At 74.2% G+C, this 21,449-nt stretch carries 20 protein-coding genes; 11 read left to right on the top strand and 9 right to left on the bottom strand.

The window, feature by feature from the left end; all coding sequences use genetic code 11:
- Positions 1 to 80: 80 nt before the first annotated feature.
- Complete coding sequence (locus IE251_RS39690) at positions 81 to 830, top strand: SDR family oxidoreductase (protein WP_189757802.1); 750 nt, start codon at positions 81 to 83, stop codon at positions 828 to 830.
- A gap of 28 nt (positions 831 to 858) precedes the next feature.
- Here the strand turns inward: IE251_RS39690 and IE251_RS39685 are convergent, their stop codons facing one another.
- The 4 genes from IE251_RS39685 to IE251_RS39670 all read right to left on the bottom strand — a co-directional run bounded on the left by IE251_RS39685 (position 859) and on the right by IE251_RS39670 (position 4,787).
- A complete protein-coding gene (locus IE251_RS39685) occupies positions 859 to 2,055 on the bottom strand; it encodes a YhjD/YihY/BrkB family envelope integrity protein (RefSeq protein WP_229897154.1) in 1,197 nt (398 codons plus the stop codon).
- A gap of 139 nt (positions 2,056 to 2,194) precedes the next feature.
- Positions 2,195 to 2,797, bottom strand: coding sequence for an Rv1733c family protein (locus tag IE251_RS39680; RefSeq protein WP_189757801.1), 603 nt, complete (start codon positions 2,795 to 2,797; stop codon positions 2,195 to 2,197).
- A 143-nt stretch (positions 2,798 to 2,940) separates the two neighbouring features.
- A complete protein-coding gene (locus tag IE251_RS39675) occupies positions 2,941 to 3,711 on the bottom strand; it encodes a TIGR03943 family putative permease subunit (RefSeq protein WP_189757800.1) in 771 nt (256 codons plus the stop codon).
- Positions 3,708 to 4,787, bottom strand: coding sequence for a permease (locus tag IE251_RS39670; RefSeq protein WP_373302117.1), 1,080 nt, complete (start codon positions 4,785 to 4,787; stop codon positions 3,708 to 3,710). Before IE251_RS39670 ends, IE251_RS39675 begins: the two co-directional genes overlap by 4 nt.
- A gap of 196 nt (positions 4,788 to 4,983) precedes the next feature.
- Between IE251_RS39670 and IE251_RS39665 the strand changes: the two genes are divergently transcribed.
- The 5 genes from IE251_RS39665 (at position 4,984) to IE251_RS39645 (ending at position 8,919) form a co-directional block, all read left to right on the top strand.
- Complete coding sequence (locus IE251_RS39665) at positions 4,984 to 5,796, top strand: serine hydrolase (protein WP_189757799.1); 813 nt, start codon at positions 4,984 to 4,986, stop codon at positions 5,794 to 5,796.
- A gap of 100 nt (positions 5,797 to 5,896) precedes the next feature.
- A complete protein-coding gene (locus IE251_RS39660) occupies positions 5,897 to 6,310 on the top strand; it encodes an SRPBCC family protein (RefSeq protein WP_030784691.1) in 414 nt (137 codons plus the stop codon).
- Positions 6,311 to 6,384: 74 nt separating this feature from the next.
- Positions 6,385 to 6,582, top strand: coding sequence for a hypothetical protein (locus IE251_RS39655; protein WP_189757813.1), 198 nt, complete (start codon positions 6,385 to 6,387; stop codon positions 6,580 to 6,582).
- A 668-nt stretch (positions 6,583 to 7,250) separates the two neighbouring features.
- Positions 7,251 to 8,165 carry a YceI family protein gene (locus IE251_RS39650; RefSeq protein ID WP_189757798.1) on the top strand — a complete coding sequence of 305 codons (915 nt, stop codon included), beginning with the start codon at positions 7,251 to 7,253 and terminating at the stop codon, positions 8,163 to 8,165.
- 118 nt (positions 8,166 to 8,283) lie between these two features.
- On the top strand, positions 8,284 to 8,919 hold the full coding sequence (locus IE251_RS39645) for a YceI family protein (RefSeq protein ID WP_189757797.1): 636 nt from the start codon (positions 8,284 to 8,286) through the stop codon (positions 8,917 to 8,919).
- A 274-nt stretch (positions 8,920 to 9,193) separates the two neighbouring features.
- Here IE251_RS39645 and IE251_RS39640 read toward each other — a convergent pair whose 3' ends face one another.
- The 4 genes from IE251_RS39640 to IE251_RS39625 all read right to left on the bottom strand — a co-directional run bounded on the left by IE251_RS39640 (position 9,194) and on the right by IE251_RS39625 (position 15,162).
- Positions 9,194 to 9,721: a hypothetical protein gene (locus IE251_RS39640; RefSeq protein WP_189757796.1), complete on the bottom strand. Its 528-nt coding sequence runs from the start codon at positions 9,719 to 9,721 to the stop codon at positions 9,194 to 9,196.
- A 128-nt stretch (positions 9,722 to 9,849) separates the two neighbouring features.
- Positions 9,850 to 11,469, bottom strand: a complete 1,620-nt coding sequence (locus tag IE251_RS39635; protein ID WP_229897152.1) for an amino acid ABC transporter substrate-binding protein — start codon at positions 11,467 to 11,469, stop codon at positions 9,850 to 9,852.
- A gap of 5 nt (positions 11,470 to 11,474) precedes the next feature.
- Entirely contained in the window at positions 11,475 to 13,643 is a 2,169-nt protein-coding gene (locus tag IE251_RS39630; protein ID WP_189757794.1) for an amino acid adenylation domain-containing protein, read from the bottom strand.
- Between the two features lie 247 nt (positions 13,644 to 13,890).
- Positions 13,891 to 15,162 (bottom strand): FAD-dependent oxidoreductase, encoded by a 1,272-nt coding sequence (locus IE251_RS39625; RefSeq protein ID WP_189757793.1) that lies wholly within the window; start codon positions 15,160 to 15,162, stop codon positions 13,891 to 13,893.
- Positions 15,163 to 15,321: 159 nt separating this feature from the next.
- On the opposite strand from IE251_RS39625, the gene IE251_RS39620 reads away from it, so the two are divergent.
- Positions 15,322 to 15,813 carry a DUF1360 domain-containing protein gene (locus IE251_RS39620; protein WP_189757792.1) on the top strand — a complete coding sequence of 164 codons (492 nt, stop codon included), beginning with the start codon at positions 15,322 to 15,324 and terminating at the stop codon, positions 15,811 to 15,813.
- 179 nt (positions 15,814 to 15,992) lie between these two features.
- Here the strand turns inward: IE251_RS39620 and IE251_RS39615 are convergent, their stop codons facing one another.
- Entirely contained in the window at positions 15,993 to 16,730 is a 738-nt protein-coding gene (locus tag IE251_RS39615; protein WP_189757791.1) for an MgtC/SapB family protein, read from the bottom strand.
- A 188-nt stretch (positions 16,731 to 16,918) separates the two neighbouring features.
- Here IE251_RS39615 and IE251_RS39610 point away from each other — a divergent pair, with 188 nt between their 5' ends.
- From IE251_RS39610 to IE251_RS39595, 4 genes are all read left to right on the top strand, one after another.
- Positions 16,919 to 17,353, top strand: coding sequence for a DUF2267 domain-containing protein (locus IE251_RS39610; protein WP_189757790.1), 435 nt, complete (start codon positions 16,919 to 16,921; stop codon positions 17,351 to 17,353).
- A 297-nt stretch (positions 17,354 to 17,650) separates the two neighbouring features.
- Positions 17,651 to 18,208, top strand: a complete 558-nt coding sequence (locus IE251_RS41965; RefSeq protein WP_189757789.1) for an ANTAR domain-containing protein — start codon at positions 17,651 to 17,653, stop codon at positions 18,206 to 18,208.
- 225 nt (positions 18,209 to 18,433) lie between these two features.
- A complete protein-coding gene (locus tag IE251_RS39600; RefSeq protein WP_189757788.1) occupies positions 18,434 to 19,612 on the top strand; it encodes an AI-2E family transporter in 1,179 nt (392 codons plus the stop codon).
- A gap of 385 nt (positions 19,613 to 19,997) precedes the next feature.
- Positions 19,998 to 21,143 carry an FUSC family protein gene (locus IE251_RS39595; RefSeq protein ID WP_373302118.1) on the top strand — a complete coding sequence of 382 codons (1,146 nt, stop codon included), beginning with the start codon at positions 19,998 to 20,000 and terminating at the stop codon, positions 21,141 to 21,143.
- Positions 21,144 to 21,449 lie beyond the last annotated feature (306 nt).

The raw sequence follows: 21,449 nt of genomic DNA, 5'->3' as shown, positions 1-21,449 counted from the left end.
CCGGCGTCCGGTCCACCGCCGGGCAGGTCGATGTCCGTTCCCCGCCGGTGCTCCCGCGCCCCGGGCGGTGGGATGGGCACATGACTTCACGAGAGCTTCTTGACGGCAGGACGGCCCTGGTCACCGGCGGCAGCCGGGGCATCGGCGCGGCGACGGCCCGGCGGCTGGCCCGGGAGGGCGCGGACGTGGCCCTGACGTATGTGCACGACAAGGACGCGGCCGACGCGGTCGTACGGGACATCGAGGCGCTGGGGCGGCGGGCGGTGGCCCTGCGCGCCGACGCGGCGGACGCGGGGGAGGCGGCGGACGCGGTACGGCGGGCCGCCGGGGAACTGGGCGGGCTGGACGTCCTGGTGGGCAACGCGGCCGTCGGGGTGATGGAGCCGCTGGAGAACCTGTCCCTCGCCGACATCGACCGGGTCCTCGCGGTGAACGTGCGCGGGGTGTTCCTGGCGGCCCGGTCCGCCGCCGCGCTGATGGGATCCGGCGGACGGATCATCACCGTCGGCAGCTGTGTCACCGCGCGGGTGCCGGGGCCGGGGGCCACGCTGTACGCGATGAGCAAGTCCGCCGTGGTCGGGCTGACGAAGGCGCTGGCGCGGGAGCTGGCCGGGCGCGGCATCACGGCGAACGTGGTGCATCCGGGCCCGACCGACACCGACATGAACCCGGCGGACGGCCCCTACGCCTCCGGTCAGGCGGCCATGACCGCGCTCGGTCGGTTCGGCACGGCCGAGGAGGTGGCGTCCATGGTGACGTTCCTCGCCGGGCCGGAGGCGGCCTATGTGACGGGCGCGGAGTTCTCGGTGGACGGCGGCTACGCGGCCTGAGCCGGCCGGGCCGGGGAGGGTGTACGCGTCATGGCCGGTCCAGGCGGCGTACGTCCTCCTCGTCCCACTTCCGGGTGTCACGGGGCCGCACATAGGGCTCGGCGTGGGGCGGGTGACCGCCGGCGATGGCCCGCTGCCGCAGGGTCTCCGCGTCGAACTCCAGGCCCAGCAGGATGGCCAGGTTGGTGATCCACAGCCAGACCAGGAAGACGATGACGCCGGCCATCGCGCCGTAGGTCTTGTTGTAGGAGGCGAAACCGGCGACGTAGAACGCGAAACCGGCGGACGCCACCAGCCAGATCAGCAGGGCGAGGACACTGCCCGGGGTGATCCACCTGAAGCCCCTGACCTTGGCGTTGGGGGCCGCCCAGTACAGGATCGCGATCATGAGGGTGACCAGCAGGACGAGCACCGGCCACTTCGCGATCGACCACGCCGTCAGGGCCGTGTCGCCGAGGCCGAGCGCCTGCCCGGCGCGCTTGGCCAGGCCGCCGGTGAACACCACGATGAGCGCGCCGGCCACGGAGAGCACCATCAGGACGACCGTGACGCCCACCCGCACCGGGAGGACCTTCCACACCGGACGGCCCTCGGGCATGTCGTAGACGGCGTTGGCGGCGCGGATGAAGGCGGCCACGTAGCCGGACGCCGACCACACGGCCAGCACGATGCCGACCAGGGCCATCACCGAGCCGATACCGGCCTTGTCCTGCAGTTGTCCCACGGCCCTGACGATGATGTCCCGGGCGGGGCCGGGGGCGAGGTTGCGGACATTGGCCAGCACCCGGTCCGTGGCCGACCGGCCGACCACGGACAGCAGGGAGACCAGCACCAGCAGGGCGGGGAACAGGGACAGCACGGCGTAGTAGGTGAGCGCGGCGGCCCGGTCGGTCAGCTGGTCGTCCCGGAACTCGCGCAGGGCGCCCCGGAACACCGCGCCCCAGGCGCGCCGGGGCAGCCGCACCGGGCTGTCCGGCGCGTCCCGCTCCGTCTCGGGCGCGGGCCCGGCCTCCTGCGGGGTGGGCGGCCCGTCAGGGTCCGGCTCCCGGTCTTCGGCCCGGCCCGGCTCCGCCACGGGTGTCCGGGACTGCCGCTCTTCGTCACGGTCCGGCACGCGCCCCGGCTCCGGCGCGGCCCCGGCCTCCTGCCGCGTCGGTGTCCGGGGCTCCGGGTTCTCGTCGGCGGCCCGCCGGTGCAGCCGCCGTGGAACGTGCAGCTTGGTCATGGGCGCCGGGTAACCAGTCGGGCGGCCTTCACGCCCGCGGGGCCGGGTCGCAGGGCCGGGGCCTGTGGCCGGGGACCGGATTGCCGCCCTCGCACGCGCTGGGCCGGGCCGGGCGGCGGGTGTCCGTACCCGCCCCAGGTCAGCCGACGCCGCCGCTGAGGTTCCCCCACCGGGGCCCGATCTGCTTCCACTCCTCGTCCCACTCGGCCATGCGCCGCCGGATGAGCGAGCCGCGGACCAGCCGTACGCCGCCCCAGACCAGCGCGCCGGCCGCCGGGGCGACGAGGACGCCGGTGAGGGCCGCCTGGACGTCGGCGGCCGTGCCGGTGACGGGCGCGGGCACGACCCGGCCGGCCCGGTCCGTCCACACCGTGACCCGGCTTCCGGCGGGGGCGCCGGGGGCGACCTTGACCTGGTCGGTGCGCACCGATCCGGCCGCGTCCGTCCAGCGCACGGTCGCCCACGCCCGCCCGTCGTCGTAGCCGCCGCCCGTGGCCGGGGTGCGGGCCGCGCCGTCGGTGAGCACGGCGGAGACGGGGTGCAGCCGGGCCACCCGCGCAATGAACGCGGATTCGGAGGTCTGGGCCGCCGCGACGCCCGCGACGATCCCGACGAGCACGGCCAGCAGCCAGCCGGCGAGCACGATCCAGGCCTCGACGACATCGCTGTGCCGCTTGAGCGGGTTGCGCCGCCAGCGCCACAGCCGCACCGGGGTGACCGCCGTGGGGGGTGTCCGTGTCATCGTCACCGCCTCCTTCCGCGCACCGGCGGCCCGCGAGCGGGGCGGTCCTGACGCGGTGACCGGGGCCCGAACGCGGAGCGAGCGTCACGACACCATCCTGCACCCGTCCCGGCCGGTCGTACGCCCTGCTGCCGGAACCCGCCTCAGGACGACGGGGTCAGCGGGAGGTCGTCGGTGTAGGCGTTCACCGGCGGGGCGATGGGCCGGGCGTCCCGGACGTCGAGCGCGGCCTGGGCGGTGGGCGTGCCCAGGGTGCCGCGCGGGTGCCAGGTACCGGTCACCTCCAGCCAGGTGTCGGCGGGGGGCGCCGGTCTGCCGTGGACGCGGACCCGGACCGTCTGGGAGTCCGCGGCGCAGCAGGAGAAGACGATCCGGGTCAGGTACCAGCCGCCGCCCCGGCCGGCCGGGGTGACGAACCCGGTCAGCCGGACGGTGCGGCCCTCGATGGCCAGGCTGCGGTCCTGCCGCACCCGCTTGGTGAACTCCGTGAGGGTCAGCGGCAGGGGTGAGGTCGCGGGCAGCGGGGCGAATCCACGCTGTACGGCCACCGGTTTGTCGCTGGCGCGGGCCGCGGTGTACGCGCCGAGCGCGGGCGGGGCGAAGCAGAGCATGCCGAGCGCGGGGAGGAGCAGCAGCCAGGCGACGCGGGGGGTGCCGGTGTGGTCGTGCCCGTGACCGTCGGGGTGGCCGTGGCTGTCGGCGTGTCCGTGGTCGTCGGCGTGCTCGGCGGGGCGCCGGCCGGCGGGGGTGACGGCCGCCGTCAGGGCGAGCAGCAGCAGGACCGCCCCGGACCCGATCAGCAGGGGGCGCAGTCCGGCCTTGACGTAGCGCAGGTAGAGGTCGGTGAAGAGGGCCGTGTGCAGCAGGCCGGCCCCGGTCAGGGCCGGCAGCAGGTTCTGGACCGCGCGTTTCACCACAGCGCTCCCCCGATCAGGACGCTGGCGGCGACCGCCACGACGGTGGTCGCCGTACAGAACCGCCAGGCGAAGGCGCGGCCGAAGGTGCCGGCCTGCAGCGCGATGAGCTTCAGGTCGACCATCGGCCCGACCACCAGGAACGCGAGCCGGGCGGTCGGCGAGAACCCGGTGAGGGAGGCGGCGACGAACGCGTCCGCCTCCGAGCAGACGGCCAGCAGCACGGCGAGGCCCGCAAGGAACGGCACCGACAGCCACGGTGAGCCGGAGAAGGCGTCGAGGACGGTACCCGGCACGGTGACGTCGAAGGTGGCGGCGGCCATCGCGCCCAGCACCAGGAAGCCGCCGGCGTGCAGGAAGTCGTGCCGGAAGCCGAGCCGGAACTCGGTCCAGCGGCTGTGGCCGGGCCGGTGCCCGGTGTGCCGGTGGCGCAGCAGGGGGCGCAGCCACTCCTCCTTGCCGAGCCAGAGCCACAGCCAGCCCATCACGGCCGCCGTGGTGAGGGAGGCGAGCAGCCGGGCGGCGACCATCGCGGGGTTGCCGGGGAAGGCGACGGCGGTGGCCGTGAGCACCACGGGGTTGACGGCCGGCGCGGAGAGCAGGAAGGCGAAGGCGGCGGCCGGTGGCACGCCCTGGCGGATCAAGCTGCTCGCGACGGGCACGGAGGCGCACTCGCAGCCGGGCAGCACGGCACCGGCGGCACCGGCGACCGGTACGGCGAGGGCGGGCCGCTTGGGCAGCACCCTGGCGAACAGACCGGCCGGCACGAAGGCGTTGATGGCGCCGGACAGCGCGGTGCCGAGGAGCAGGAACGGCAGCGCCTGCACGGTGATGGCCAGGGAGACGGTCCGCCAGGCCTGGACCGCCGGATGCTCCAGCCACGAGGTGCCGGCCGGCCCGAGCACGGCCGCGGCACAGGCGGCGGCCAGGAGGGCGGCACCGAGCCACCACAGCCGGACGCCGAGCCGCCACGACCGGACGCCGGGCGGCCGGGCCCGGCCCCCGGCCACGGTCGTACCGGCCGGTTCGGCGGTCACGCACCGCGCCACACCCGCCGGATGATCCGTTTTCTCCATCTTCGCTCCGGATGTCGGTGTCGGGGCGACCATAAGGCGAGGAGTCCGGCCCGGCCGCGCGTACACGCCGCCGGGGAGGCGAGCCGGGCGGCACGATGCGTCCCATCGGTGGCTCTTGTCACAATCCGCGGGAACAGGGCCCGAACGTGACGGCGGCCATGCCGCCGGACGCGCCGGTTGTCTACGTTCGTGACCCATGCCGACCCGCCCCTCCCGCACCGCACGGACCACCGCCGGCGCCCTCGTGGCCGCGGCCGTCGCCCTGCCCGCCGCCGGCCTTCCGCACCCGGCGGCGGCCGCGACCCCGCCCGCCCCGTCCGCGAAACCCCCGGCGCACGCCACGGCGGCGGTACTCGACCTGGACGGCACCGCCCGCACCGCCGTGCTGCGCGGCGCGGACCGGGCGTACGACACCGCAAGCATCGTCAAGGTCGACATCCTCGCGGCGCTGCTGCTCCGGGCGCAGGACGCGGGCCGCCCGCTGAGCGAAGCAGAACGGGACCTCGCCGAGCCGATGATCCGGCGCAGCGACAACGCGGCGGCGAACGCCCTGTGGCGGCGGATCGGCCGCGCCTCCGGGCTGGCGGCGGCCAACGAGCGGCTGGGACTGACCTCGACCACGGGCGGGCCCGGTGGCAAGTGGGGGCTGACCCGGACCACGGCGAGCGACCAGATACGGCTGCTGCGGGCCGTGTTCGACTCCGGCGGCACGGTGCGCCGGGGCTCCGGCGGGCTCGACGCCGGCTCCCGGGCCTACGTCCGTACGCTGATGAGCCGGGTGGAGTCCGGGCAGTCCTGGGGCGTTTCGGCGGCCGGCGGCCCGGGGGTCCGGCCGGCGCTGAAGAACGGCTGGCTCCAGCGGAGCACCACGGGCCGCTGGGACGTCAACAGCGTCGGCGAGATCGCCGTGCGGGGGCACCGGTACCTGGTGGCGGTGCTGTCCGACGGCAACGCGTCCATGGGCGACGGCGTGTCCCTGGTGGAGCGGACGGCGCGCGCGGCGGTCTGAGCCCTTCGGTTGCCCGTGGTCGGCGGCCGGGGCTTTTCGGCGGCCGTGGAAGGGGCACGCGGTCGGGGTACGACTTCCGACCGGAAGGGGCGCTCCCACGATGTCCGAGTACGAACGTTCCCGCACGATGCCCGCGCAGCCCGAGCACGTCTTCGACCAGGCGGCCAACGTCGCCCAGCTCGACGCCTGGCTCCCGGACGCCCTGCACGTGCGCGTCGAGGACCCGCCCGCCGTGACCGTGCACGAGGACCTGTCCGGCCAGGACATGCCCGCCCTGCTGCGGGCCGCGCCGGACCAGATGCGCCTGGAGTGGGGCACCCGCGAGCAGGGCGCCTACACCGGCTGGCTCCAGGTGGCGGGCATCGGCAGTGGCGCCAGCGAGGTGACCGTGCATCTGTCGTTCTTCGACGAGAGCCACGACCCGGGCGAGCGGGCGGTGGGCGAGGCCCTGGACGGCAGCCTGCGGCGGCTGGAGGAGCAGGTGCGCATGCGGGTCGACAACGCGGCCGGCTGACCCGCGCACCGGGACCTCGGGGGCGCGTTTGCCGGCGGAAGGCGCGGGGGACCCGGGAGCCGGAGGTGATCGTCGTGCCCGAACCCGGCAGCAAGAAGTACGACACCCGCAGGGCCCGGCTGCGCAAGGAGGCCGAGCGCTCGGGAATCTCCGACCAGGACGCCAACGCCGCCGCCAAGGAGACCTTGCGACAGGAACCGGAAGGCCGGAGCGCGGGCCCGAAGACGGAACGCGGACGCGGCCCGAAGGGCGAACGCCCGGAGAACGAGTAACCGAACCCCGACCCCCGGCCCGGCACCGAGCGCCGACCCCGACAGAGTCCCAGCCGGACACCGATTCAGCCGCACGCCGCGGGCCTCCCCCGATCCGACGGGGAGGCCCGCGGCGTGCGCCGGTCGGCTGCCTGTGCCAACGCCCCGTGCACCCGGAACGAGTTCCCCGTCTTTGCCGTCAGCTTGGCGGACACGTTTACCTCGGATAAGCATCGGCACGACCCGGCCCGAACGTATCGCCGCCTGCCGGGACGCGGCCCCGCGCGCAGCGGGTCGATCGACGGTCGGTGTGGATATCGGGATACCGACACACGGAAAGGACGGCAGCACGGCGGGTTCTGTGTCAGGTCCGTGATGAAACCGCAGGTCGGTTGTGAATATCCGGGCCCTTTTCCGTGCCCTTCACCACAGCATTGCCACAAATCAACGAAACGAGCTGTGGCGATATGGCCGGCCGATGTACCGATATGCGGCCTCACCCCCGCCCCACGTAGGTTGAGCAGCTCCGACACCGGCTCGAGTGACCTACCCGCGGAGCGCTTTATGATCGTCGGCGAACTACTGGCTTTGCGTCCGTCCTCCTGTCGTCGGCGTCTCCCGGCGACCGGGAATGCAAGAACTCCGAACGAGTCGCGTGACCGAGGCGCAGGGGAAGAAGGGTGAATTCCATGGCTCTCGGGCTGCTTCGTCGTCGGCGTTCCCGTGGTGCCTCCGGTGCCGCGTCGAGCATCTCGGTCCCGCTGCCGCCCGGCGCCGGGGCCTTCGGCTTCGAGGTTCTCGATCCCATGGGGCAGCCCATGGGCGGAGCCGAGGTCACCGTGACCGCGCTGGACAGCCACCGGATCGCGACGCGTGGCGCCACGGACCCCCACGGCTACTTCATAGCCACGCTGCCACCCGGCTCCTACAGCGTGATGATCGCGGCCGAGGGCCTGTCACCCGCCCGCGAGAACCTCGACATCGTGGCCGGGGTGGCTCGGCCCACCGCACAAGTCGCGCTCCAGCCCGCCCGCCAGTTGGAACTCCCGACAGCCGGTACCTGGCTGTTCGACCCTCCGCACACCGCGATCCGGTTCATCGCCAAGCACGTCGGCATGGCCCATGTCCACGGCCGGTTCACCCGCTTCCAGGGCAGCATCCGCATCGCTCCGAACATGTCCGACTCACAGGTGGCGGTGCGCATCGACGCCTCCAGTATCACCACGGGCAACAACACCCGTGACAACCACCTGCGTTCGGCCGACTTCCTGGACGTCGAACGCTACCCGTACATCGACTTCACCAGCACCCGGTTCGCCCACCTCGGCGGCTCCAAGTGGACCCTGCACGGCACCCTCAGCATGCACGGCACCAGCCGCTCCGTCGGCCTCGACACCACCTACCTCGGGTCGATCAACGGGGGCTACGAACAGGAACTGCGCTGCGCGGCCCTCGCGAAGGCCGAACTCCACCGGGAGGACTTCACCCTCAACTGGCGCTCCATGCTCGCCCGCGGCATCGCCGTCGTCGGGCCGACCGTCCAACTGGAGCTGGACGTACAGGCGATGTACCGCACCCACGACACGCCCACGCCACCGAAGTGACGCTGCGGAGCGGGTTCACCGTCGACCGCATCCACCTCGGGCGGGGTCACCGATCGGGGCAGCGCCCCGGCGACACCTTGGCAGCACAGAGCACTCAGATGGGAAAGGGCTCACGATCATGGGTATCTTCGGCCGACGCCAGACCGCCGTCAGCGAGCCGCCCCCGGCTCTCGCGGGGGCCACGTCCCGGGGTGTCGCACTCGACCCGGCGCTTCAAGCCCTGACCGGGCGATGGACGATCGACCGCCCGCACAGCCGCATCGGATTCTCCGTACGGCACGCCATGGTCACGACCGTCCGGGGGGCTTTCACCGATTACGACAGCACGTTGTACTTCGACGGGGCCCAGCCCTCCGAGTCGCGGGCCGACCTCGTCATCCGGGTCGCCAGCGTCGACACGGGCGTGGAGCAAAGGGACGCGCACATCATCGGTGCCGACTTCTTCGACGCGCGCCAGTACCCGGAAATGACCTTCCACAGCACCTCCACCGTCCACGAAGGCGGAGAGACCTTCCGCATGACCGGGGACCTGACCATCCGCGACGTCACCCGGCCCGTCGACCTGCAACTCGACTACCTCGGCTCGGTTCTGGACCCGTTCGGCTTCGAGCGGGCCGGTTTCGACGGCACCACCACCATCGACCGCACCGAGTGGGGCCTGGTCTACAACCAGCGCCTCAAGGCAGGAGGCACCATGGTGAGCGAGAAGGTCCGGCTGCAGTTCGACATCTCCGCGATCCGGTCGACGTCGTAGGCGGCGCCGGGAGCGCCCGACGGGCAACCCGTTACTGGCGGGGCTGATCGCTGAAGCCGGGCTGAGCTACAAGGAACTGGCCCGCAGGCTCGACGCACGGGCCATGGCGGCCGGTGAGGCGGCGAGGTCCACGCGGACGGCGACGGTCAGGTCGGGCCGCCTCCCGCCGGCCCCCGGGGGCGCTGCGGGCGCAGTCCGGCCCCGTCCGGCGGGCCGCACTCCGCACCGGGCAGGGACCGGTGCGCCTGCGCGGCGGTCTCCCGCTGGGCGCGGGTCAGGCCGCGAGCGGGCGGTTCGGGGTGAGGCGGTGCAGGAGCTGGTCTTGGTGCAGTGCGGCCACGGGGGCCAGCAGGTCGGGGTGGCGGAGCAGAGCCGCGGCGCGGCGGTCGCGGTCGTCGGGGGCGAGCAGCCGGCGGTACTCGGCCGGCGCGTGGGCGGTGTGCCCGCCGTCGGCGAGCGCGGTGACGGCGAGGGCGGCCAGCTCGGGGTCGGTGAGCAGCGCGGCGGCCCAGCTGGCGACGACCTCGTCCACCCAGGTGCGCCAGGCCCACTCCTCGGCGGGGTGCTCGCCGGCCGCTTCGGCGCCGGTGATCCAGTCGAGGCGGGCGGCGCCGCCGGGGCCGGCCAGGGTGACCAGGCCCGCGTCGATCTCGGTGGGGTAGCGCAGCCGGGCGGCGACCGTCGCCGCCTGCCGGGCCTGCGCCTCGCACAGCGCGGCGGCGAGCGCGCCGCCGCTGGGCGGGTAGGCGACCGTGAGCCAGCGCGCCGTGGCGGCGATCAGGGGGGACAGGTCAGTGAGCACAGCCGGGCCGTCCGAGGTGAGGGGTACAGGGGCTCCACGCCACGGTAGCCGGGCGCCCGGCACGCCCGGGAGGGGGTGCGAACCAGGTCATATGTGAGGTGAGGCACGCCCCGCGCCGGGCCGCGGTGTCAGGGGGTGCTGCTGGGGATGACGCAGTTCCTCGGCTGGGGAGTGCCGGTGGGCCAGCCCAGGCCGACGTACTTGAGCGTGCCCCCGCCCTTGCGGCCCGGGTCCAGTTCGACCACCGCCACCGGCTTGTCGTACGGGTTGCCGCCGCCGGTCAGGCAGATCAGGCCGCTGGTGCCCGCCACCCGGTGCTGGGCGTTCAGCCGGACCCACTCCTGGCCGACCTCCTCCAGGCCGGGCACCTTGTCGGCGGGGCCGCTCTGCACCTGGTGCAGCGCGGTGCCGATGGTGACCATGCCGTCGTACACGAGCATGGTGCGGGAGTCCTCCAGGCTGGGCGTGGCGCCGAGGTCGGTCCCGTCGCGCCGGGCGGTGTCGATCAGGTTCCGCAGACGGTCCAGGGCCGCCTTGGGCTCCGCGAGGTACTGGGGCAGTTCCTTCGCGGTGGGTTCCCGGCCGTGGCTCTTGCGCCACTCCTTGCGCCAGGCGGTCAGCTCGGTCTCCCAGGCCGTGGGGTGGGCGGGGGCCGCGTACTGCACCGTCACCTTGGCCTCGCCGTCCGTGCCGCGCAGCTTGTCCCAGTCGTCCGCGCTCATGTACTGCCGCAGCGAGGCGGCGTCGGAGCCGCTGATGATGGTGTAGTGCCGTTTCTCGCAGCCGACCTCGGCGAGCTTGAGCGCGAAGAGCCGCAGGTGCAGGGTGCGCCCCGCGAAGTAGACGGTGTCGGCCTCGGAGCTGCAGATGTTGTTGGCGATCTGGGTGAACTGGTTGCCGGTGGAGCCGGCCTCGTCGATCGCCGGGGAGGTGAAGGACATCTCGGCGGGGCCGGCCGGGCCCTTCTCCTCGATGCTGTCGAACGCCTTGGCCAGTGACTCGTTGTAACTGTCCTGGCGGGTGTCGTGGACCAGCACCGTCCTGCGGTCCTCCCGGTCCTGTCCCCCGGTGAAGGCGGCCAGCGCCCGGGCCACCTCGTGATTGGTGGGGATGATCCGGGCCAGGCCGGGGAACTTCGGTTTCGCCACCGCGTCCAGGCCCTCCTCGTTCGCGATGCCGTCGCCGGTGATCCGGGAGGCGAGCACGGGGATCTTCTGCGCGGTCAGGCGGCCGACGGCCTCGGTCGTGGCGTCGAGGCTGAGGTTGAAGCCGGTGACGGCGCGCAGCCGGTCCTCGGGTGAGCGGGCCATGCGCAGCAGGGTGTCCACGACCGCCGCCTGGTGCGCGTACTCCCGGCCGGGGTTGGCCAGCACCAGCCGTATCCTCGGCGGCTCGCCCTCGCCCTCGTTGGCCTGGAGCTGTCCCAGGTACGCCCCCTGGAGGTCGCTGCGTATCTGCCGGCGCAGCGCCTCGCTGCCGGACTGGAGCGGCAGCATCATCGCCACCGTCACATGGGGGTCCTTCTCGATCCTCTTGTTCTCCTGTGCAATGGCCCGGGCGACACCGCTGATCTCCGGGGTGCCGAAGTCGTAGCCCTCGCCGTTGACGCCGACGCACTCGTCGCCGATCCGTTCGACGCCGTCCGCGCAGGTGTCCGGCCGGTGGAGGAAGGTCCAGCCGAACAGGCCCCCCGCCACCAGGGCCGCCGTGCCCAGCAGGGCGTAGAGGATCTTCTTCCACCTGGGCATCCGCGTCATCTCCTTCGCCCGAGCTGATCGGTGCAGGTGCAGCGGAGCAACGGCTGGTCGTTCTCCGCCAGCCCGCTCCACTCGGTGGCGGTCCGGCCCAGCTGTCCGGCGCCCTCGAACTCCATGATCGAAAGGAGGTCCAGCAGTTGGGCCAGCGTGCGGGCGGTCTCCCGGCCGGTGGGCCTGGTCCGCTCCTCGCACAGCCACACCGCGTGCAGCAGCTGGTCGACCTTGCGGCGCAACGCCGGTCCGTCCACCGCGACCAGTCCCTGGGCGCGCTCCCGGCGGGTGTCCGCGCCCGACGGGTACGGCGCCTGGGCGATCTCCAGCAGCTCCGCGCACCATTCCCGGGGCCGGCCGGGCAGTGTGCCGGCCAGGTACCGGACCACGTCGTCGACCCCGCCGGAGACCAGGTGGTGGTTCATCCGGTGGGCCGTGACCGAGTGGAAGGCGGCCCCGCTCGGCGCCGCCTCGTCCGCCGCGCGCCCGGTGTAGTGGTCGCGCAGCAGGTGGTGGTCGGCGTACCAGGCGGCGCCGTCGGGCTGTAACGCGTACAGCCGGTGCACCAGCAGCTGGCGCAGGCCGAAGTCCCCGATGAAGTGCCGTTCGCAGGCGGGCCATCCGGTGTCGGTGAGCAGTTGCTCCATGTGATGGGCCGTCAGCCGGTGGACGCGGCCCCGCTGGTGGTGACGGAGCAGGACGTCCGCGCACTCGGTGTCGTGCGCCACCGACAGATGGGTGAGCAGGTCGAGCCAGTGGTCGTGGTGCTCGGCCGGCAGCCGCACCGGGAGCTGGTCCAGCACGAGTTCGCGCAGCAGCACCTCGGCCACCGGCCGCTCGGCGGCGCCGTCGCCGGGGACGTTCAGCGGGGCGTCCAGGATGGCCCGGTCGTTGGCGTCCGCCGGCATGCGGAAGGCGGCGGCGGCCTCGGCCAGCCGGATCACCGTGTGCGGGCGTCCGCCGCTCAGCCGTGCCACGGCGGCGTCGACACGGCGGCGGTTGGTGCCGCCCTCCGGCTCGGCGCGCCGCTGTCTGCGCTCGGTCTCCCGGCGCAGTTGGTCGCCGGTGAGCAGGGGCATCCGCAGCAGCAGGACCCCGTCGGCCAGCGGCGCCCGGCCCGCCGTGGCGTCGGTGCGCCGGGACCACGCGGGCGGGGAGCCGTCGGCGGGCCGGAACTCCGCCGGGGCCGGTACCCACTGGGGCGGCAGGCCCTCGTACAGGAAGGCGCCGCCGTCCGCGCGGCGCGCGGTGCCGACGATCACCACGCGGTCGCGCTGCCCGTCGCGGCGGTCGATCAGCACGGCGCGCAGCAGTTGCTCGCCCAGCGGCGACTCGGCGCGGTCCAGCAGCACGGCGGGGCGGCCGACCCGGCGCAGCCAGCCGACCGCGCCCGTGTAGGCGGCCTCCAGGTCTTCGCGCAGTGCCTGGAAGAGGAAGCGCTCGGCCACCTCCCGCCCCTCGCCGCCGGCCTTGAAGTCGGCGGCGAGGTCGCGCAGGCCGTGCTCGGGCTGGCCGGCCGCGCCGGGGTAGGCGCCGTAGACACGGGCCATCTCGGCCTTGCCGCGGGGTGCCAGGCCGGAGACGAGGGCGTCCACGAGCGCGGTGCTCACCGCGGCGGAGTACGGGTCGAGGGCCTGGCCGGACAGGGTGGCCAGCAGGTTCCGGATGGCGCCGAGGAGGGCGCCGCGCCAGAAGTCGCCGGTGCCCAGGCCGCGGAAGCGCTGCCGCTGGGGTAACTCCGCGTACCGTTCGACCTCCGCCGCGACCGCCTCGGGGGTGCCGTCCGCGACACCGGTGGCGATCATCGCGAGGCCCGCGAAGAGGCGGGGGAAGGTGAAGGAGCCGCCCGTGCCCTGCCAGGTGGACAGCCGGCGGGCGGCCTCGACCAGGACCTCGGTGGCGGCCGAGCGGGCACCGGGCTCCGGCTCGGCCCGGTCGGCGTAGACCGATGAGCCGCAGTCCAGATAGATCACCGGCAGCTTGGTGGCGAAACGGTCCCGTACGGCGCGCAGCAGCCGGCCCTTGCCCATGCCGGGGCCGCCGGTGAGCAGCACGACCGGGATGTCGGGGCCGTACAGCGGTTCACGGCCGGCACCCGAGGGTGACCGCCCGAGCACGCGCGCGAAGAAGCCCTCCTCGCCGAGGAGCCTCTCGAACCCCAGGTCATCACACACGGATCCCTCTGGATGGCTCTCCCGCCCGGGAGCGGGTGATCGTTGTGGCGGAAGGAGATTAGTGGAACACGGAGCCTTCTGTTCCGACAACGGTGCTTACACGAAAGAGAGATGGTGATGTTCCGGGCCGAACCGGCGGGCGTCGGTGGGCGGGTGAGCCGGGGTGGGCGGGGTGAGGTCGGTCGACGCTGACGAGGCGTCAGTTACCTGGCCGCGCAGTCCGTCCTGGTGGCCGTACGGTGGGCCGTCAGGGGCTGGTGGGGTGTTCCGTGGCCGGCGGTCGGTGGTGGGTCGCCGGGGCCGGGGGGCGTTCGCGGCGGGCGCCGTAGGCGAGGAAGTACGCGGGGAGGCGGCGCAGCCAGGGCGCCGCGGCGACCAGGGCCGCGGCGCGCCGGGCGCGCTCCGGGCCGCCCAGGGGCGGGGCGCCCCGCAGGACCGGTGCGATGAAGCGGGCGTGGGCGGCGCGCTGGAGCGCCTGCGTGGCGACCGTGGTGGGGCGGCGACGGCGCTGCACGGCGCGTACGTCGCGCAGCCGCACCCTCCCCCGCCGCAGCGGCCCGGCCAGGTGGCGGGCGGCGGCGACGGCGTCCTGCACGGCGAGGTTGATGCCGATGCCGAACACCGGGGACATGGCGTGCGCCGCGTCGCCGATGCACAGCAGGCCGGGCCGGTGCCAGCGGCGCAGACGGTCCAGGTGGACGTCGAGCAGCTTGACGTCGTCCCAGGACCCGAGGGTCTGGGTGCGGTCGGCGAGCCAGGGGACGGCGGCGGTGCAGTCGGCCCGGAAGCGGTCGAGGCCGGCGGCGCGGCGCTCGGCGTCGCTGCCTTTGGGGATGAGCGCCGCGCACTGCCAGTAGTCGCCTCGGTCGATCATCGCGGTCAGCAGGCCGTCACCGGCGCTGCCGACGAGCCCGGACGGGTCGCCGTCGCGCCGCGGCAGCCGGAACCACCAGGCGTCCATGGGGCAGGCGAAGCGGCGCAGCCGCAGTTCCGGCCGGGCGCGCGCCAGCGATCCACGGCCGTCGCAGGCCACGGTGAGGACGGCGCGCAAGGTGCCGGTGCGGCCGTCGGCGGCGCGGTAGCGCACCCCGGTGACCCGCCCGGACTCGACGAGGAACCCGGTCGCCTCGGTGTTCATCCGCAGTTCGAAGGACGGTTCGCGCCGGGCCTCCTCGGCCAGCAGGTCCAGCAGGTCCCACTGGGGCACCATCGCCACGTAGTCGTAGGGGCCGCGCAGGACCGAGAGGTCGGCGACCGTGACCGGTGCGCGGCCGGCCCCCACCGGCAGCTGGACGGTGCGGACCCTGCGCTGCGGCAGCCGGGCGAAGCGCTCGGCCAGGCCCAGCTCGTCCAGCAGGGCCAGGGTCGAGGGGTGGACCGTGTCGCCGCGGAAGTCGCGCAGGAAGTCGGCGTGTTTCTCCAGCACCGTCACCCGGACCCCGGCCCGGGCCAGCAGCAGTCCGAGGACCATGCCCGCCGGGCCGCCGCCCACGACACAGCACGTGGTCTTGTCGTCCATCACCGCGCCGCCCTTCTCAGGAACAGTTATTCATCACGTGATGAATAATATGTCCTTCCGGCCGCCCTCACAAGGCGGAGTGTCGCCACGGACCAGGGGGGGCACTCGTTCCGCGCCCGGCACGGGGCCGCAGGACACCGGTGGGATCTGGGAGGTCTCATGACGACCGACGCCGAACCGTACGACGACGGGGACGGCCTGCCGCTCGGCGGCTACGCCGCCCTTGCCTCCGTGTTCGCGGCGGGCATCGGCTCCTTCGCGCTGCTGGCCCGGCGCCGGGGTGTACGGCTCCCGCCGGACGTGCCGCCCTGGGACGTGCTGCTCATGGGCACGGCGGCGTACAAGGCGTCCCGGGTGGTGACCAAGGACAAGATCACCAGCTTCCTCCGGGTGCCGTTCACCCGCCGCGCCGACGAGGGCAAGGCCGGCGAGGTCATGGACGAGCCCAGGGGCTCCGGGCTCCGGCGGGCCGTCGGCGACCTGGTCTCCTGCCCGTTCTGCACCGCCGCCTGGGCCGCCGGCGCCCTGGCGTGCTCCTACGCCGCGTCACCCCGGCTCACCCGGCTGGTGAGCGCCGGCTTCGGCGCGCTGACGGTGTCGGACTGGCTCCAGTACGCCTGGACCGCGACCCAGCAGACGGTCGAGGACTGAGCCGGGGGCGGCGAGGACCGAGCCGGGGGCGGCGAGGACCGAGCCGATCGAGGGCGTCGAGGGCCGGCCGAGGGCCGGGCGGCGGAGCCTCCACGGCCCACGGCGTCCCGGCGGGCGCGTACGCCTCGGCGACCACGGCGGGCGCGTACTCCGCGTGGGCGTGTCCGGCCTGCGCGGGGTCACTCCTCCTCGGCCGCGGCCGACAGTTCCACGTCCAGCACGCCGTCGTCCCGGAACAGCTCCGACGCCAGCCCGGAGGGCTCCGCGGTGCCCTCCAGTTGCAGCAGCACCCGCGCGGCGTCGTCGGTGCGGCCGGGCAGCCGCTCCACCTTGACCTGCACGATACGGAAACCGCGCCGGGTGCATATCTGCAACAGGCGGGGCAGCAGCGCCGTCCCGGTCCGGTAGGTCAGACGCGCCTCGAACGCGGTGGCGGCCCGGCCGGGCACCAGCCGCGACGACAGCAGCGGGAAGCCCCGGACCACCAGGAAGTGCAGGGCCGTCACCGCGAGCGCGAGCACGGGCAGCCCGCCACCGCAGGCCATGCCGACCGCGCAGGTCAGCCAGATGGTGGCGGCCGTGGTCAGGCCCCGTACGGCGTCCCGTCGTACGAAGATCAGGCCGCCGCCGATGAAGCCGATCCCGGAGACGATCTGCGCCGCGACCCGTGAGGGGTCGAAGGACACGTTCTGCAGGCCGAGCACCGCGTTGAAGCCGTGCTGGGAGACCTCCATCATCAGGGCGCTCGCGATGCCGACCAGGGTGTGGGTGCGCAGCCCCGCGCTCTTCTGCTGAGCCTCGCGCTCCCAGCCGATCAGGCTCGACAGCAGCAGCGCGAGCCCCAGTTCGGCCAGTTGCCGCGGCCCCTGCCCGCTGTGGAGGTCCCACAACGGTGCCGCCAGTCCCGCAGCCGTCACACGCACCTCCTGCCTCGGCCGTCACGGATGCCCCGCTGCCGACACGTACCCCGCGACGGGCGGCCGACGCAACCGGGACGGCGGCCCGGTCGCCGGTGACCCGGGGCTGGCGCGGGGTACCCGGGCGCATGGGCGCCGCGCCCGCGGGACGGGCGTACGGGGCGCATCGTGCGGAAGGGACCGGTCTCATGCGGCACGACGAGATGATCGGAAAGGTGCAGGCGCTGGCCCAGTTGCCGGACCGGGGTACGGCCGAGCGGGCCACGCACGCGGTCGTCAGCACCCTGGCGGAACGGCTGCCGTCCGGGCTCGCCCGGCATGTGGCCGCCCAGCTGCCGCCGGACATGGCGGCGGCCATGCGGGAGGCGGCCGACGCCTCCGCCGGGCGGGACTCCGGGGCCGCGGGCGAGCGGTTCGGGCTGACCACCTTCACCGGACGGATCGCGGCCCGGGCCGGCACCGACGAGGACAGGGCGCTGCGGGACGCCGCCGCGGTGCTGGAGGTGCTGGACGCCGCGCTCGCCCCGGAGCTGACCGAGCGGATGGCGCACGCGCTGCCCGCGGACATCCGGGAGCTGCTGCCGGTGGGCCGCGCGACCCAGGACACGGGACGGTTCGGCTGACACCGGCGGCCGCCCGGGCACGCGCACATCGGCGGCCGCCCGGGGATGCGGACGGTGACGGGGCGCCGGCACGATCGGTCACGGGGACGCTGACGCGGACGCACGTGCTTTCGACGCGGCTCACGCCGTACTCCGGACGGTACTGCCGTCGCGCCCCGCGGCCCCTCGTCACCGGTGCGCCGACTCCGTGGCCCGCTCCCACGTGACGGCGGTCCGTGAGGCTGATTCAATTCGTGTGCAGGCGCCCGCTGGGGGCAGGCGTAGGCCGTGACGCCCCCCACCCCGAAAAGGTGCTCCATGGCCTTCTTCGCCCTCTCCCGCATCCAGCCCCTGGCCCTGCTCTCGGCGACCGACCTGGCGGCGGGGTACGACCGGCTGCTGGAGGAGAACCGGCACCTGCGGCGCGCCGTGACCTCGCACGCGGTGATCGACCAGGCCATCGGCGCCGTCGTGGCCCTGGGGCAGATCGCCCCGGAGGAGGCCTGGCGGGCGCTGCGGGATGTCTCCCAGCGCACGAACGTCAAGCTGCGCACGGTCGCCGAGCACGTCCTCGGCTACGTCCAGGGCGGCACCCTTCCCGAGCCCGAGCGGATCGAGCTGGCGAAGGCCATCGTCCGCTACCGCCGGTGCGGCGGGCGGCCCGCGCCGCTCGGTGACGGCGTGCCCGCGCCCGCCGCCAGGGGCGGAGCCGCCGCGGGCGACGGTGCGGAAAGCGGTACGGGAGGCGACGCCGGGCAACGCGGCGGTGCCGGGAGCACCGCGCCCCGGAGGGCCACGGCCCCCGCCGGTCCCCGCCCCGGTCCGGCCCGGCCGGCATCGGACGGGGAACGGGGACCGGCGGAACCGAGACGGTGATCGTCGGGGGCTCTCCGGTCCCGCCGGATGTCCCGGTCCCCGTACGGGCCACACCCATACGGCCCACCCCCCGGTACAGCCCTCCCCCGTCGACCCGCCCCCGGGCGGTAACAGCCTCCCCCGGCGGGGTACGGCCACCTGCGCGCCCGGCGCGCCGCCCGCCGCACGGTGTGCTTACGGTGCTGTGGAGGTGACCGGCCGTCAGGCGGAGAGGAGGCGGCAGCGGTGGTGGGCGACGCACGCCGGCCCAGGGGCGGGCGACCGGGCCGGGCCCGGGGCACGGTCCTGGGCAGCCGGCCGGCGTACTCCGTGCGGCTGCCGGTCCCGCCCCGCGCGGAGCCCGGGGCGGGACCGGTACGGGCGGCGGAGCGGACGGTGCCCTGGCTGCGGGTGGCCGCGGCGTACGCCTGGCGGCTGATCCTGGTCGGAGTCGCCGTCTACGGCGTGTTCAGCGTCCTCGGCAGCTTCCAGCTGGTCGCCGTGGCGATGTTCGTCGCGCTGGTGGTGACGTCCGTGCTGCGCCCGCCGACCGATCTGCTCGCCCGGTTCCTGCCCCGGCCGCTGTCCGTGGCCGTGACGCTGGTGGGCAGTGTGGTGCTGCTGCTGGGCCTGCTCGCGCTGGTGGGCAGCGCGGTGGCGGACGAGTCGGGGCGGCTGGCGAGCGAGTTCCGCGGCGGGCTGGACCGCATCGAGGAGTGGCTGCGCCGGCCGCCGTTCCGGCTGGGTCCGGGCGCGCTGTCCCGGTTGCAGCAGCAGGTGACGCACTACGTGTCCACGCACCGGTCGGCGCTGATCAGCAACGCGGTCGGCGAGCTGGACCGGGTGGTGGAGCTGGTCACCGGCGCCGCGCTGGCGCTGTTCGCGTCGGTGTTCTTCCTGCACTCCGGGGAGCGCCTGTGGGCCTGGGCACGGGACCGGCTGCTGCCGAGGGGTGCCCGTCCGGTGTGGGACCGGGCGGGCGGGGCGGCCTGGCAGACCTTCGCGGGGTACACGCGCGGCATCATCATCGTGGCCGCCACCAACGCCGTGCTGGTGGGTGTGGTGCTGCTGGTGCTGGAGGTGCCGCTGGCGCTGCCGCTGACGCTGCTGGAGTTCTTCGCCGCGTTCGTGCCGCTGGTGGGTTCCCCGGTGGCGCTCGGGGTGGCCACGGTGGTCGCCCTGGCCGGGCGGGGGCCGCTGACGGCGGCGGGGGTGCTGGTGCTGATCGTGGTGATCGGCCAGCTGGAGGGGCATGTGCTGCACCCGCTGGTGATGAGCTGGGCGGTGCGGCTGCATCCGCTGGTCGTAGCGGTGTCGGTGATCGCGGGCAGCATCGTCGCGGGGGTGATCGGCGCGGTGGTGGCGGTGCCGCTGGTGTCGGTGGTGTGGGCGGTGCTGAACGCGCTGCGGCCGGTGCCGCCCTGAGCTGTCGGCGAGCGATCGGCCGATCCGTCGGCCGATCCGTCGGCCGATCCGAACAAGGGATCAGTTGTTCCCTGGAACAGGTGATCGTCGCTCGTGTGACCACCGTGACCGGTGTTCCGGGACGACACTCGTGATGTGCGAACGAACGGGCTGCAGACCGGAGTTCACACATGTCCCACTAGGAAACACCGCAAGGAGCAGCACGACATGAACCTTCTCACCGACATCCTCGCCGGCCTCGCCCACTTCCTCGGGTGGCTGATCTGACGCCGCGAGGCGCGTGAGGAAGGCGGCGCCGTCTCCCCGTCCCAGGGAGGCGGCGCCGCCGTCGTGTGCGTCGGCATGGAAGGGCGCGGGAGGTGGCACCCGAGGCCGCGTGCGTGCGATACGTGGGATAGGACTGACCTGGCAGGCTCTACGGCGCGATCTGTCGGCCGCCGCTGGCGCGGCGCGGCGGGCCTGGGCGGGGCCCGGACGGGAGCGGGACCTGGCCGTGCAGGCCGTGAAGGCGGCGCTGGCCGCATGGGTGGCCTGGGCGGTGGCGGGCTGGTGGCTGAAGGCACCGGTGGCGTTCGTCGCGCCGTGGGTCGCGGTGGTGCTGGTGGAGTCGACCGTGTACCGGTCGATCGCGCACGGGCTGCAACAGCTCGCGGCGATCGCGGCCGGCACGGTCGCGGCCACGGCGGTCGGGCTTCTGCTGCCCAGCCCGGTGGCCGCGATGGCGGTGGTCCTGCCGCTGGCGATGCTGCTGGGCCAGTGGGGGCGCCTGGGCAGCCAGGGAGTGTACGCGGCCACCGGCGCGCTGTTCGTGCTGACCGGCGGATCGGTGTCCGTGTCCACCTCCGCGGCCCGGCTCGGCGAGGCCCTGTTCGGGGCGGTGGTCGGCATCGCGGTCAACGCGCTGGTCCGGCCGCCGCTGTATCTGCGGAACACCCAGGCGGCACTGCGGGACGCGGTGGCGGAGGCGCACGGCATCCTGCGGGACGTGGCGGAGGGGCTGACCGCGGGCCGCTGGGACGCCGCGGAGGCCGGCGCCTGGCACGACCGCGCCCTGCGGCTGCCCCGGCTGGTGGAGCAGGCCCGCTCGTCGGTGGAGTGGAGCCGGGAGAGCCTGCGCGTCAACCCGCGCCGCCGCACGGGGGCCGTACCGCCGCCCGGCAAGGGGTACGAGGACGCGCTGATGGTCCTGGACTACGCGGCCGTGCACACCACCGAGGTGACCCGCACGGTGCTGGAGGCCGCCGCGGAGGACCGCTCGGCGCCCCGGCCGGACCCCGCGCTCGCCCGGCGGTACGGGCAGTTCCTGTGCCGCACCGCCGACGCGCTGCGGTTCTACAGCCACAGCCGGTTCGGCGACGACCACGAGGACGAGCTGCGCGAGGCCGTGGCGGACCTGCGCGAGGCCCTCACCGTGCTGCGCCGGGACCTGGCCCGCGCCACGACGGACGATCCCGACGAGGTCGCCACCTACGGCGTCCTGCTGGCCCAGGCCCACCGGCTGGCCGACCAGCTGCTCGCCTCGGGCACCTAGGAGTGCTTCGTCATGTCCGGTGATCTTGCTTGGTGATGGGCATCTTGCTGGTATGAGGCTTGGGGAGGTGGAACAGCTGCGGAGCGAGTTACCGGAGTTCACAGATCATCAGGCACAAGATCATCCGGCACCTGCGGAACTCTGCCGCCCGCCAGCCCAATCACCGAGCCCCTGAGTCAAACTCATTCTGAAATGATCAGTTACGAGCTGGTGCGTGATAGCGATGGAGTCGTGTTTGCCTGATCGGAGTCGTGCTCACGTGTTGGCGGTGCGGTCGGAGACGAGGCCGGCGATGGCCCGGTAGGT

It is taken from the genome of Streptomyces eurythermus (genome assembly GCF_014649115.1).
Taxonomy (GTDB): Bacteria; Actinomycetota; Actinomycetes; order Streptomycetales; family Streptomycetaceae; genus Streptomyces; species Streptomyces eurythermus.
This window is presented reverse-complemented; position numbering and strand designations above follow the sequence as displayed.

Excerpts from the sequence above, each read along its gene's own strand:
- IE251_RS39625 (WP_189757793.1), bottom strand. The coding sequence starts at position 15,162 with ATGGACGACAAGACCACGTGCTGTGTCGTGGGCGGCGGCCCGGCGGGC.
- IE251_RS39685 (WP_229897154.1), bottom strand. The coding sequence starts at position 2,055 with ATGACCAAGCTGCACGTTCCACGGCGGCTGCACCGGCGGGCCGCCGAC.
- IE251_RS39645 (WP_189757797.1), top strand. The coding sequence starts at position 8,284 with ATGGGTATCTTCGGCCGACGCCAGACCGCCGTCAGCGAGCCGCCCCCG.
- IE251_RS39690 (WP_189757802.1), top strand. The coding sequence starts at position 81 with ATGACTTCACGAGAGCTTCTTGACGGCAGGACGGCCCTGGTCACCGGC.
- IE251_RS39680 (WP_189757801.1), bottom strand. The coding sequence starts at position 2,797 with ATGACACGGACACCCCCCACGGCGGTCACCCCGGTGCGGCTGTGGCGC.
- IE251_RS39665 (WP_189757799.1), top strand. The coding sequence starts at position 4,984 with ATGCCGACCCGCCCCTCCCGCACCGCACGGACCACCGCCGGCGCCCTC.
- IE251_RS39670 (WP_373302117.1), bottom strand. The coding sequence starts at position 4,787 with ATGGAGAAAACGGATCATCCGGCGGGTGTGGCGCGGTGCGTGACCGCC.
- IE251_RS39610 (WP_189757790.1), top strand. The coding sequence starts at position 16,919 with ATGCGGCACGACGAGATGATCGGAAAGGTGCAGGCGCTGGCCCAGTTG.
- IE251_RS41965 (WP_189757789.1), top strand. The coding sequence starts at position 17,651 with ATGGCCTTCTTCGCCCTCTCCCGCATCCAGCCCCTGGCCCTGCTCTCG.
- IE251_RS39650 (WP_189757798.1), top strand. The coding sequence starts at position 7,251 with ATGGCTCTCGGGCTGCTTCGTCGTCGGCGTTCCCGTGGTGCCTCCGGT.
- IE251_RS39620 (WP_189757792.1), top strand. The coding sequence starts at position 15,322 with ATGACGACCGACGCCGAACCGTACGACGACGGGGACGGCCTGCCGCTC.
- IE251_RS39635 (WP_229897152.1), bottom strand. The coding sequence starts at position 11,469 with ATGCCCAGGTGGAAGAAGATCCTCTACGCCCTGCTGGGCACGGCGGCC.
- IE251_RS39660 (WP_030784691.1), top strand. The coding sequence starts at position 5,897 with ATGTCCGAGTACGAACGTTCCCGCACGATGCCCGCGCAGCCCGAGCAC.